12 protein-coding genes are annotated in these 13299 nt (G+C 28.2%); 1 reads left to right on the top strand and 11 read right to left on the bottom strand.

Annotated features, from left to right (window positions below; translation table 11 throughout):
* Window positions 1–15: 15 nt before the first annotated feature.
* The 4 genes from lpdA to EPJ79_RS10695 are packed head-to-tail and all read right to left on the bottom strand — an operon-like array spanning window position 16 to window position 4633.
* Window positions 16–1407 carry a dihydrolipoyl dehydrogenase gene (lpdA, locus tag EPJ79_RS10710; protein WP_147739479.1) on the bottom strand — a complete coding sequence of 464 codons (1392 nt, stop codon included), beginning with the start codon at window positions 1405–1407 and terminating at the stop codon, window positions 16–18.
* Window positions 1408–1433: 26 nt separating this feature from the next.
* Window positions 1434–2663, bottom strand: coding sequence for a dihydrolipoamide acetyltransferase family protein (locus EPJ79_RS10705; protein WP_147739478.1), 1230 nt, complete (start codon window positions 2661–2663; stop codon window positions 1434–1436).
* A gap of 9 nt (window positions 2664–2672) precedes the next feature.
* A complete protein-coding gene (locus tag EPJ79_RS10700) occupies window positions 2673–3653 on the bottom strand; it encodes an alpha-ketoacid dehydrogenase subunit beta (RefSeq protein WP_147739477.1) in 981 nt (326 codons plus the stop codon).
* Window positions 3650–4633 (bottom strand): thiamine pyrophosphate-dependent dehydrogenase E1 component subunit alpha, encoded by a 984-nt coding sequence (locus EPJ79_RS10695; protein ID WP_244289103.1) that lies wholly within the window; start codon window positions 4631–4633, stop codon window positions 3650–3652. The genes EPJ79_RS10700 and EPJ79_RS10695 overlap by 4 nt, the downstream gene beginning before the upstream one ends.
* Before the next feature lie 338 nt (window positions 4634–4971).
* On the opposite strand from EPJ79_RS10695, the gene EPJ79_RS10690 reads away from it, so the two are divergent.
* Window positions 4972–5961, top strand: coding sequence for a lipoate--protein ligase (locus EPJ79_RS10690; RefSeq protein WP_158634370.1), 990 nt, complete (start codon window positions 4972–4974; stop codon window positions 5959–5961).
* On the opposite strand, the gene EPJ79_RS10685 is transcribed toward EPJ79_RS10690, so the two are convergent.
* The 7 genes from EPJ79_RS10685 to EPJ79_RS10655 all read right to left on the bottom strand — a co-directional run bounded on the left by EPJ79_RS10685 (window position 5945) and on the right by EPJ79_RS10655 (window position 12898).
* A complete protein-coding gene (locus EPJ79_RS10685; protein WP_147739475.1) occupies window positions 5945–6799 on the bottom strand; it encodes an AraC family transcriptional regulator in 855 nt (284 codons plus the stop codon). The two genes, EPJ79_RS10690 and EPJ79_RS10685, sit on opposite strands and share 17 nt — an antisense overlap.
* Window positions 6800–6802: 3 nt before the next feature.
* The gene (locus tag EPJ79_RS10680) at window positions 6803–7288 is read right to left on the bottom strand and encodes a PPC domain-containing DNA-binding protein (RefSeq protein WP_147739474.1); all 486 of its coding nucleotides are present in this window, start codon (window positions 7286–7288) and stop codon (window positions 6803–6805) included.
* Window positions 7289–7382: 94 nt separating this feature from the next.
* Window positions 7383–8660, bottom strand: a complete 1278-nt coding sequence (locus tag EPJ79_RS10675) for a TRAP transporter large permease (RefSeq protein ID WP_147739473.1) — start codon at window positions 8658–8660, stop codon at window positions 7383–7385.
* Between the two features lie 25 nt (window positions 8661–8685).
* Window positions 8686–9156, bottom strand: coding sequence for a TRAP transporter small permease (locus EPJ79_RS10670; RefSeq protein ID WP_147739472.1), 471 nt, complete (start codon window positions 9154–9156; stop codon window positions 8686–8688).
* 31 nt (window positions 9157–9187) lie between these two features.
* Window positions 9188–10183, bottom strand: a complete 996-nt coding sequence (locus EPJ79_RS10665) for a DctP family TRAP transporter solute-binding subunit (RefSeq protein ID WP_147739471.1) — start codon at window positions 10181–10183, stop codon at window positions 9188–9190.
* Between the two features lie 1068 nt (window positions 10184–11251).
* Window positions 11252–11896, bottom strand: a complete 645-nt coding sequence (locus tag EPJ79_RS10660; protein WP_147739470.1) for a class I SAM-dependent methyltransferase — start codon at window positions 11894–11896, stop codon at window positions 11252–11254.
* Window positions 11897–11899: 3 nt separating this feature from the next.
* Entirely contained in the window at window positions 11900–12898 is a 999-nt protein-coding gene (locus tag EPJ79_RS10655; protein ID WP_147739469.1) for an aldose epimerase family protein, read from the bottom strand.
* Window positions 12899–13299 lie beyond the last annotated feature (401 nt).

Here is a 13299-nt window from a genome sequence, read left to right as displayed (position 1 = left end):
TACTCCTTGTTTATATTATTTTTTATTTGGAATATGTATAGCAATTTTATCAGAAGAGAGGGCAGCCTCAAATATAGCCTCAGATATAGTAGGGTGAGCATGTATAGTAGATATGATATCCTCAATAGTAGCTTCCATTCCTAAAGCCAAAGCACATTCTCCTATTAAGTCAGTAGCTCTCGGACCTAATATATGAACGCCCAAAATATCTTTATATTCTTTTCCTACTAAAAATTTAACGATTCCTTTACCTCCATTCATAATTAATGATTTTCCATTTGCCATAAGAGGAAATTTACCTACATAATATTCTATTTTTTTGGCTTTACATTCTTCTTCAGTTAATCCAACAGAAGAAAATTCTAAATCTGTATAAACGCATGATGGAGCCGTCTTTTGATTATATGAAGTGTGATGTCCCATAGAGTTTTCCGCAGCAACTTCGCCCTGTTTGGACGCTATATGAGCAAGCATAATCTGACCCAAACAATCCCCTATCGCATATACATTCTTAAGATTAGTCTCCATTTTTTCATTTACTTTTATTTTTCCTCTATCATTTTTAATACCTGCAGCATTAAGATTTAAATCTTTAGTATTGGCTATTCTACCTACGGCGACTAATATATTTTCGGCATCGAATATGTCAATTTTACCTTTACTTTCAACTTCAACTTTTTCTCCGTTTATTTTTTTAACTTTAGTATCCGTAAGAATTTTTATTCCAGAATATTCTAAATAAATTTTTAACTGTTCGGAAAGTTCTCCGTCCATTAAAGGCAATATTTTAGGTAAAGCTTCAATAACTGTCACTTTTGTTCCGAATCTGTTAAAAGCGCACGCAAATTCTATGCCTATAACCCCTCCGCCTATAACTATTAAACTTTTAGGAATTTTATTTAAAGATAAAATGCCAGTAGAGTCTATGCAATGAGGATTATTATTAATTCCTTCTATAGGAGGTATAGCAGGTATAGACCCAGAAGCTATTATTATTTTATCCGCCCATACATTTTCTGTTTTACCATCTTTATAAGTTAATTTTATTTTTTCTTTAGATATAAATTCTGCTTTTGCGTTTATAACTTTTATATTATTGACTTTCATAAGCCCAGAAACTCCGTTTACCAACTGATTAACTATTTCTTCTTTTTTATTCTGCACTTTTTGAAAATCTATAGATATATCTTTAACATTAATTCCATATAAAGATGCTTCATTTAAAGTAGAATAGATTTCTGCGGAATGTAGTATAGATTTTGTTGGTATACATCCTATATTTAAACATGTTCCGCCTATTTTATCTTTTTCAATTAAAGTAACTTTAGCTCCAAGCTGAGAAGATCTTATAGCGGCTACATATCCGCCCGGACCTCCGCCTATAACTATAATAGATTTTTCAGACATTTAAATCTCCTTAAAAATAATTTGCATTATATTAATATACTCATAGGTTCTTCTAATATATTTTTTAAAGTAAGCTGAAATTCGGCAGCTACAGAACCATCAATTAACCTATGGTCATAAGTAAGCGATATTCTCATTATATCGTTTTTATATATGTCGCCTTTATCGTTTATATATAACTCTTCATTAATACCGCAAACTCCCAAAATAGCGGCATTGGGCATATTTATAATAGGAGTGAACGATTCTATTTGATACATTCCCATATTTGAAACCGTAAATGTAGAACCGCTGTATTCGTCAATATTTAATCTGTTTTCTCTCGCTTTAATCGCAAGTTCTTTAGCTTGATTAGACAATTCTTCCAAACTTATTTTATCGACATCCTTTATAACGGGAACTATCAAACCATCGTCTAAAGCTACCGCCATACCGATATTTATACGAGCTCTTTTTATAACTTTATCGCCGTCTATGCTAACCAATAAAGCCCTATTAATTTTTAACGCTTTTCCAGTCGCCTTTAATAAAAAATCGTTAACCGAGAATTTTAAATCTCTATTTTCATTAAGTTCTTTTCTAAATTTTAATAGTTTAGAGACATTTATCTTCATTGTCTGGGTAACGCAAGGTATTTCATTATGAGACTTTATCATATTACTTGAAATAGCCTTTCTCATAGCGGATAATTCTTCAACGATATCGCCTTCCATTAAAGCAATATTTGACTTTAATGTAGCCTGGTTAATATTATTTTTATTTGAATAAGATTTTGCATTTAATATATCGTTCTGTATTATTCTTCCACCGGGACCTGTTCCAGTTATATTTGTATAATCAATTGACATTTTTTCAGCGGTTTTTTTTGCCAAAGGAGATATTTTTATTCTGCCGCTATTTTTAGATTTTTCGGCTTTTATATTAAATTCATTTTTTAATCCTTTTGATTCTTCAACTTTTTCTACGGGCTTTTCCATTTTTACAGATTCCGATATTGAAGATTCGTCAATTTTTTCTCCAACATTTCCTATTATGCATAACAATCCTTTTACAGGAATATCTTCTCCTTCCTTTGCCAATATCTTTAATATAACTCCGTCTACTTCGCTTTCTAATTCGTTGGTAAGTTTATCCGTTTTTATTTCAAGAATAACTTCGCCTTTTTTAACGGCATCTCCTTCAGATTTTAACCATTTCTCTACTGTGCCCCATTCCATAGTTAATCCTAATTGGGGCATCCTAACTTCTGTAGCCATTTTAACCTCCTATTTATTTAATAACCTTCTAACGGCATCTATAATATCCTTAACTTGAGGAAAGCCCTCGTCTTCAAGCGCGGGACTAAAAGGCGATACTATATTTAATCCAGCCACTCTATACGCCGGAGAATCAAGCTCATCAAACAATTCTTCAGTTATTTTAGCAGAGATTTCAGCTCCTATTCCGCCTCTCTTTACGCCTTCCTCAACTATTACAACATTATGAGTTTTAGACACAGATGTTTTAATAGCTTCAAAGTCCAAAGGCACTAAAGTTCTTAAATCTAAAATTTCAACATTTATGCCTAATTTTTCAAGCTCTTTAGAGGCATCTAATGCAAAATATACCTGTCTTGACCATGTAATAATAGTTACATCTGTTCCCGCTTTTTTTATATCCGCTTGTCCTAAAGGTATTAAAAAATCTTTTTCATCAGGAACTTCTTCTTTTTTTGCGTATAATAATTTATGCTCCAAGAATACCACGGGGTCGTTGTCTCTTATAGAACTTTTTATAAGTCCTTTAGCATCTTTAGCTGTTGACGGACATACGACTTTAAGCCCAGGTATATGAGTGAATAAAGCTTCCAAGCATTGTGAATGCTGTCCCGCATTTCTTCTTCCTGCTCCCATAGGCGCTCTAAATACTACGGGTATGGTTATTTGTCCTCCTGTCATATATCTTAATTTAGCGGCTTGATTCATTACAGGGTCTAAACAGCAGGTTATAAAATCATTATACATCCATTCAACGACTGGTCTTAAACCTCTCATAGCTGCACCCACCGCTATTCCCGTAAATCCGGCTTCGCTTATAGGAGTATCTATTACTCGCCATTCCCCGAATTCTTCCAAAAAACCTTGAGTAATACCAAAAACGCTACCCATAATTGCCATATCTTCTCCAAGAACTATTACATTCTCATCTCTTATCATCTCTTCATGCAAGCCCTCTCTGATGGCTTTACTTATACTTAAAACGCTCATACTAATACGCTCCTTTCGTTATCTGAACTATATACATCCGTTATAGCTTCTGATTTATCTGGATATTCAGAATTATTTGCAAATTCATAAGCTTTTTCAATTTCTTCTCTTATTTCATCTTCTATCTTTGCTATATCTTTTTCTTCTATTTGATTATTTAGAATATAGTTTCTAAAATTTAGAACTCCGTCTTTTTTAAGTGCTTCTTCTAAATATTCTTTTGGTCTATATGAAGCTGGGTCTCCGCAATAATGTCCTTGTTGCCTAAAAGTTTTACACTCTATAAGTGAAGGTCCTTTTCCGATTCTTGCATATTCCACGGCCTCTTTTACGGCTTCATATACTTCCAATACATCGCTACCATTTACGGTTTTACCAGGAATATCGTAAGCTTTTGCTCTTACAGATATATCTTTTGTATTTGTAACACTATGTATTTCTACAGATACTCCATATTCGTTATTTTCACATATATAAACTACGGGCAATTTCCAAGTAGCGCCCATATTTATAGCTTCGTGAAAGAAACCTTCGTTTGAAGCTCCGTCACCAAAAAAACATAATGTAACATCGTTTGAACCTTTAATTTTAGAATATAAAGCGGAACCCGTAGCCAAAGGTATTCCTCCTCCGACTATTCCGTTAGCTCCTAAAATTCCAAGACTAACATCGACTATATGCATTGAGCCTCCTTTTCCTTTGCAATAACCTGTTTTTTTACCAAATAGCTCCGCCATCATCTTGTCAGTTTTGGCTCCTTTAGCTATACAATGTCCATGCCCTCTATGAGTCGAAGTTATATAATCGCTATCTTTTATAGCATTAATTGAACCTACGGCAACAGGTTCTTGTCCTATGCATAAATGTATATTTCCCGCAAGCATACTTTTAGAGAAACAATAAGCGGCTTTAGTTTCAAACTCTCTTATTCTAAACATTTCCGCATACAATTTTTTTAAAAAATTCTTATCGTATTTCAAAATTACCTCCTTAAAAAACGATATATTTATTTTTAATTATATAAATTTTATTTTAGTTGTCTTTTAAAATATTATCTTTTTTATTGTTAAAAATTATTATCATTAATTTTATATAGATAATTTTTAACAATAAAAACATTAATAATATCAAGGAAAAATGTATATTAACGACTATACTAATATTATAATAATATTAATTATTAAACATATTGTTTAAGGATATTTTATTTTAATATTAAGTGCTTTAGGAATTATATTAGGTTTTAGAATATTGATATTAATAGCTTATAAAAATATAAATATGCTCTTTGATTTTAATATTAATGGAGGTAATTGAAATGATATATTTTTACAATATAGATTCTATAGACCCGTATTATAATCTTGCATTTGAAGAATATATATTAAAAAACTATTTGAAAGATTCTTATTTTTTACTTTGGCAAAATGCAAATACTATTGTTGTAGGATTGCATCAAAATACTATAGAAGAGATAAATAGAGAATTTGCAGATAAAAATAAAATTAACATTGTAAGAAGAACTACAGGAGGCGGTGCGGTATATCATGACCTTGGAAATTTAAATTATTCTTTAATAACCGATTATAATGAAAGAGAGCATATATCAATGAATTTTTTTATTAACCCTATAGTAGAAGCTTTAAAAAATATGGATATTAAAGCAATTTCAAGTGAAAGAAACGATATTTTAATAGATGGTAAAAAAATATCGGGAAGTGCCCAAAGGCTTTACAAAAATAGAATATTGCATCATGGATGCATATTGTTTGATTCCGATTTATCCGTTTTATCTAAATCGTTGAAAGTTAAGCCTGAAAAATTTCAGTCAAAATCGGTAAAATCTGTTAGAAATAGGGTGGCAAATATATCAGATTTTCTTAAAGAGCCTAAAAATATATACGATTTTAAAAATTATATTTTAGATTCTATATCAAGAAATAACGAAATAAAAAATTTAAATCTAACCAAAAAAGACATTGAAAATATTAACAAACTTAAAGAGAATAAATATAAAACATGGGAATGGAATTATGGCAGGTCTCCAAAGTTTAATATAAACAATTCTAAAAAATTTGAAGGTGGAATAGTTGAAGTATATTTATTAGTAGAAAATGGATTTATAGAAACTTGTTCAATATATGGAGATTTTATGGCTCTTAAACCCGTAAGCGACATTACTAATAAATTAATAAAATGTAAATATGATGCAGACGATATAAAAGATATTATATTACAATTTAATATAAAAGACTATTTTGGAAATATATGCATTGACGATATAGTCAAACTTATATCTTGTCTTTAGAATTTATTAATTCTTTTGGCGTTACTCCATATACTCTCTTACAAATTGTTATAAAGGATTTTACATTAGGAAATCCAGCAAGATAAGAACTCTCAATAACGGTTGAATTTGAATTTCTTAAATTATCTATAGCGTAATCTAATCTCACCATATTTAGAAATTGATGGAAAGTATAATTTGTCTTTTCCTTAAAATAACGACAAAAATAATTTGGATTTAGTCCAACTATTTTCGATATTCCAGAAATATTAATATCTTTATCGTAATGATTTCTAACATATTCTAATACTATTTTTATATAAGTCCAATCATTATTATAGCTTCTTATATTGATTTTGTCGTATGGATTTCTATGCAAGCATTTTTTTAATACTTTGTATAATATGCTATATGCTAAATATTTTATTTTAGTTTTGTAAAATATATTATACTCATAATTTATAAATACATTAAATATTTCTTTTAATCTCTTTTTTATAAACTCATATTCTTTAGAGTTATCATTTGATATTTTTATTCTATAATTATCTATATCGGCAAATTCTTTTCTTAAAAAATCATAGGATATATACATAGTCATCATTTCAAAATGGTTTAAATTATCTATATACTTTACAAAATGCGGTTCGGAGCTATTAATAAATAATAAATCTCCGCTTTTGAGTTCTTTTGTAGTTCCGTTTACATTAAAAACTATATTTCCACATAGACAATAACTAAATTCTATGCTTCTATGCCAATGATTTTTATAACTTAAATCAGAATTATTTATATTTTTATAATTTAATATTTTATAGAAATTATCTTTATAATCAATTAATTTATAATAAATCTTCATTATTCATTTAACTACCTTCATCATTACAAAATCTGTTTCTTCATCATATTCTCTTATAATATTTACATTAGAAACTTCACATAAAACAAAATCTAATGTAGCCATTACTATATTTCCTCCTTTTGTTAGGTGTCCACCCACTATAGTTCCGTCTTTCCTTGCCATATGATAATGAATGTGAGAAGCGTAATCTCCGTTTTCTAATCTAAATATAGTACCTTGCATTCCAAGAACTTCCGCTCTTTCATTAACTATTATAGGGTCTCCGTATACTACGCCTAATTTTTTATTTTTATCGCTGTCTATAGGTAAAAGATACGAAGCCTGTCTTAAAAGTCCGAGTCCGCAGGATACAAAAGCGACTTTAAAACCGTTATTTTTAGCTACGATTTCAATGCCTGTCATAATATCGCTTCCTGGTTTAAGCCTTCCAATTGCGACTCTTTTAATCTCGCCTAAAGCGGAATCAAATCTTATTTCATTTTGCATATAATTTTATCTCCTCATATTAAAAATATTATATTTTTATAGCAAAAAATTATCATAATGTATTTCAATCCATAAATAATTACACATTCTTATATTATCTCCTTAATAAATTTGGAAGAAAATAAACTATTTGAGGTATATATGTTAATATAAGTAAAACTGCTATAGATACTATAATAAAAGGTCCTATACTCAAACATATTTCTTTTAATGAAATTTTTGATATGCCACAAGCGACATATAGATTAACTCCAACAGGAGGAGTAAACTGTCCTATAGCCATATTAACTGTCATAATTATTCCAAATACTAAAGGGTCATAATTTATAGCCTTTATAATAGGAAGCAATATAGGAACAAATATATAATAAGCTGAAACGGCGTCTACAAAACACCCCACTATTAATAGCAATATATTTATTAATAATAAAATTAATATAGGATTGCTACTCAAACTTTTAATTAATTCTCCAGCTTGATTAGCTATATTTGCTGTTTGTATAATCCAAGAAAATACACTGGCTGCAGCGACTACTATTAAAACCACTGCGGAAGATTTAGCCGATTCTACCAAAACCTCTTTAAAATTTTTAAAGTTAATTTCTTTATAAATAAATATACCGATTATTAATCCATATACAATTGCAACGGCAGCCGATTCTGTAGGAGTAAAAAAGCCTAAATATATGCCTCCTAATATTATTACAGGCGTCATTAATCCCCAGATAGCATCTTTAAAAGAAATTAGAACTTCTTTAAGAGATGCTCTATTCATTTTAGCTATTTTTAATTTTCTACACATAATTAAACTTACTGTAATTAATCCTATTCCAAATAATATACCAGGAACAATACCTGCCATAAATAAATCTGTTATTGAAATTTCGGCTATAACGCCATATATAACCAATGGTATACTTGGTGGTATTACAATGCCTATAGAACCTGCAGAGGACATTAAAGCAGACGACATTCCAGATGGATAATTATATTTTATCATAGCAGGAATCAATATAACTCCTAAAGAAGCTACAGTAGCGGGACCAGAACCAGAAATAGCGGCAAAAAAACAAGAAGTTATAACCATACAAATAGCTAAACCTGCAGGTAAATGTCCAACTAATTTATTTGCAAAATCTATTAATCTTTTAGATATGCCTGCTTTTTCCATAACTATTCCAGCGGTTATAAAAAATGGTATAGCTAATAATGTAAATTTTGCTATAGATGCATACATAATATCAGATACCAAAGTTAAAGGAACTCCCATAATAATTAAAACTGCAATACTAGACAATCCCAAACTTATAGCTATTGGTACATTAATCATAAGTAATATACCAAAAATTAAAAAAATTAGAACGCCTTCCATAAATTTTATTCTCCATTTACTTAATTTATTTTTTCTTAATTAAATCTATTCCTATTTGAATAAATCTTATTAAAATAATAAATGAACCCGCCGGAACAGATAAGCTAAATAACCATTGTGGCCATCCCAAAGCGGGAGTCATTTGTTTTAATCCTATTTGAGCCTTAACCGTGTTAATGCCTTCATAGCATAAAATACTAAAAAAAATTATGACGGCTATTATAGAGATAAGACTCAAAATTTTGGATATTCTTTTAGGTAAGATGTCCACCAAAATAGATAAACCTAAATGGGCATTATATTTAGCGGCAACCGAAGCTCCTAAAAATACTATCCATACCAATAAATTAACGGTTATCTCTTCTGTAAAAGCCCAAGACATATGTAAAAATTTTCTTGAAACTACATTTCCAAATGTAATGACAGTAATAATAACCATCATAATCGATATAAGTATCTCTTCCGCTTTATCTATAATATTTAATAATTTTTTCATTTTAATAAAATCCTATTTAATTTTAATTAATCTAATTTCTAACGAATAAATCTACTAAATCTTTGCCCATTAGAGGCTCGTATTTTTGATATATTGGTCTAACAGTTTCTCTGAATACAGATATTTGTTCATCCGTTAAATAAGTTACCTGTATAGTAGGCAAAGCTTCTAACTGCTTGAATTGTTTTTCAATAATTTGCCTATTTAAACTTTTTTGCATTTGAGCAGCCTCTAAAGCTGAATCTCTTATTATTTGTTGATATTCAGAACTTAAAGAATCCATTTTCTTTTTATTTATGCCTAAAATTAAAGCATCATAACAATAATTCCATGCCGTTAAATATTTTTGAACTTCCTCTATTTTGGCTGACATCATAACATCCAATGGGTTTTCTTGACCGTCTATAGTATTTTGCTGCAAAGCGGTAAAAACTTCAGACCAATTCATTCCAACAGCATTAGCTCCCAAAATCCTAAACACATCTACAAGCATACCTATATTTGGAACTCTCATTTTTATACCAATCAAATCTTTTGGAGTTAATATAGGTTTTTTATTATTACTAACTTGTCTAAAACCGCTTTCGCCAAATGCCAAACACTCTACGCCTTTTTCTAAAGTTAACTTTTTTATAGCATCTCCCGCCTTTCCACTCAATACAAGTTCAGCTTCGTTTTCATCTTGATAAATCCAAGGTAAAGATATTACACCAAATTTAGTATCTATAGAAGCCCAAATTAGATTAGAATGCCAACTTAAATCTGTAATGCCACTTGAAAGCATCTCTATTCCTTTAGATTGGTTACCACCCGATAGCTGTTCATTTGGATAAACATCAATTATTACTTTACCATCCGTTTTTTCTTTAACAACTTCAGCAAATTTTTTAGCAGAAATTACCCAAGTTGAAGTTTCACTAGTTGTAACACTCATTTTTAATCTAACGGCATCTTTACCTCCTCCAGAACATCCAATATTAATTAATATGGAAAGCAAAGCTATTGTTGTTAGAAAAATCTTTTTCATTTTCTCTCTCCTTTTTAAAATTTTTTTTGATTTTTCGTATTAAATAAAAAATCCTTCAAATTATCGCAAATGCAATAAATACGCCAAAAACCATAACAAGAACCATTTAAAGAATTATAATTTCCGATTTTTGACAAATTATAATTTTTGCTTTCAATGTTTACAAAATCGTAATTAAAAGATTTTACGAAATTGCAATTTTCACCGAATGCAAAATTATAATTTTCATTAACCGAAGAATTATAATTTTTTAGATTATTCTCATTATGATTAAAGCCGTAATTATAGCAAAAGCCATAATCTAAAAGACTTATTATTTCAAAATTATTAAAATTAATTTTTTTAAAAGTTGATTGCCAAGCCTTAAATTTTTTAAGCCCGCAATGAATTACATTAAAAAATAACTGAACTAAATTATATAAAAATTTTGCAAAGAATAAATTTATCTCATGTTGACGGTTGACGGTTGACGGTTGACGGTTGACGGTTGACGGTTGACGGTTGACGGTAACCCAAACTATAAGATAAATATTTTACTATCATAACTCTATCAATAAAATTAATATTTAATTAAATTATACAATATTAAAAAAATTAGTCAATAACAATTTAAATATTTTTTAACTAACTTTTAATTTATACAATAAGTTTAAAAATTAGTCAATAGTTTATTTAAATTTTTTTTCAATATTGATTAATTAATTTAATTTAACAATATTTTATAATATTTAAAAATTTTTGTCAATAATTAATTTAAATATTTATTAACTATTATACAATATTTAAAAATAATGTCAATATAAATTTAAATTATTTATTAATTAACTTTTATTTTAGATATTTTTAACAATTTAATAATACATTTCATACATATTTTTAATTTTATAGAAAAATTATTATTATAACTTTATCAAATCGTCATTTATAGTGATTGAAACGAGCTAAGCAATCCATCTTTAATAAAATTCATTTACTAACTAAACAAAATTTTTAAAGTTAAATTTTTTAAATCTATATTACAATGTCTTACGCTATGTTCCTATGGCAACACTCACAATGATAATATTTTTATAAAATATCAATAAACACAGAAAAATCATTACTTAAATATTCGTCCGATATATTCAAATTATATTTTATATTTAAAGATTTTAGTATTTCTTCTGTCGCTTTTAATATATCTTCTTTTTTGTAATAATAATATTTGTCTCCGTATTTTTCTTTGCCTGAAATATCGAGCAAATTAAAACAGACTCCTTTTCTTGCAGCCGTTAAAAATAATTTAATAGCGTCTTTCAAAAATTTATCGTTATTTCCTAAATTCAAATTAAAAATCCCCGAAGAATATATATAATCGAATTCTTTTTTTATATCGTTTATATCGTTATTATTGAAAAAATCTAACGACATAAATTGCGGATTTATATTTTTAAAAGTTTTCGTTTTCGCTCTTTCAATCATTTCGGGCATTATGTCGATTCCGATATAATAAAGTTTTATATTTTTATTGTCTAAATATTCCGCCAAATTTCCAAGTCCGCAACCGACATCGAGAAGTATTGAAGATTCCATATTAAAATGTTCGATTAAAGCTTTAAATCTCAATTCCTGCGCTTCTTTCGATTCCCAATCCAAAACCTGATATTCTGGTATATTAAAATTTTTTACTCTGTTTATATAATGTTCTATTATTGCAGATTTTTTATTTTTCATTTTTCAACTTTCTAAACATAATTTATATATTGTCTTTTGATTATATTCTTCATTAGCTTTTAATATTATATTAGGGAAATGAATAAAATTCAAAGCGGCTGGCAAAAATTCCGTTTCAAAACAAAAAGCGTTATGTTTATTTAAAATCGCTTCTCTTGTCTTTATGCCGTTAAGCATATTTCCCGAATAAAAATGCATTGCTGGTTTTGTAGTATAAAGCTCCAAACTTATTCCCGTTTTTTCGCTAAATGCTTTCGCTCTCAATTTATTTATATCTTCGCTATCGAATATAAAGCAGTTGTCATAACCTCCAACTTTTTCAATATCCGCTCCAATTTTTTTTGTTTTATTAAAATCGAAAGGAGTATTTTTAGTTTTTAAAATTTCTCCCGTTGAAACATATTCTTCGTTTACGGGCAGATAAAATTTTGAATCTATAAATAAATCATGTTCGTATATTAATCCTTCGCCATTTAAATTCCAATAAGAATGATTCGTTAAATTAATCGGAGTAGGCGAGTCGGCTTTTGCAAAATATTTTATTATTATTTCGTTATCTTCAGTCAAAGAATAAGTAATTTCTATTTTTAAGTTTGCAGGATAACCTTCTTCTCCGTCTTTAGAAAGATAAGAAAATAAAACCGTTCTATCATCCAAATTTTTTGAATCAAATTTTTTAAAAGATATTCCTTCAATTCCGCCATGTAAATGATGTTTATTATTGTCGTTTTTGGCAAGTTTGTAGATTTTATTATTGAGTTTAAACTCTCCGTTTATAATTCTGTTTGCAACTCTGCCAACCGAAGAGCCGATATAATCATGCGCTTTCAAATAAAAATTATAATCATCGCTTCCAAAAGAAATTTGAATTTCGTTATTATTTTTATCTTTCATAAAAACTCCCGAAATTGAAGCGCCAATATCGGTTAATTTTAATATAATTCCGTTTTTATTTTTTAATTCGTATAATAAATATTTTTCGCCAAAATTTTTAATTTGCATAATTTTCCTTTTTTATAATTTTATTTTTAATTTACTTAATTTGTTTAAGTTTAATTATAATTATAAACCGCAATTAGTCAATGAAAACGCTTGACATATTTTCCAACTCATGCTACAATTTATAAAAATTATTAAATTTAATAAACAATAAGGTATAAAAATATGATAAATAACAAATACTGTAAATTTGTTAAGCAAAGCAAAGCAAAGCAAAGCAAAGCAAAGCAAAGCAAAGCAAAGCAAAGCTATTATTATATATTTTAATTTATAATTATTTTAACTTTTTATTTCAAAAATATTTTTTAAATTTAGTTAAATCTTTTTTAACTTTAATCAAATTTAATTTTGATAGCTTATCAAGGAAAATAAAAATTTCTTGTTTAGTTATAAATAACTTAAAA

Source organism: Brachyspira aalborgi (assembly GCF_008016455.1).
Taxonomy (GTDB): Bacteria; Spirochaetota; Brachyspiria; order Brachyspirales; family Brachyspiraceae; genus Brachyspira; species Brachyspira aalborgi.
The sequence above is the reverse complement of the archived record's forward strand: the minus strand, read 5'-3'. Positions and strand labels throughout refer to the sequence as shown.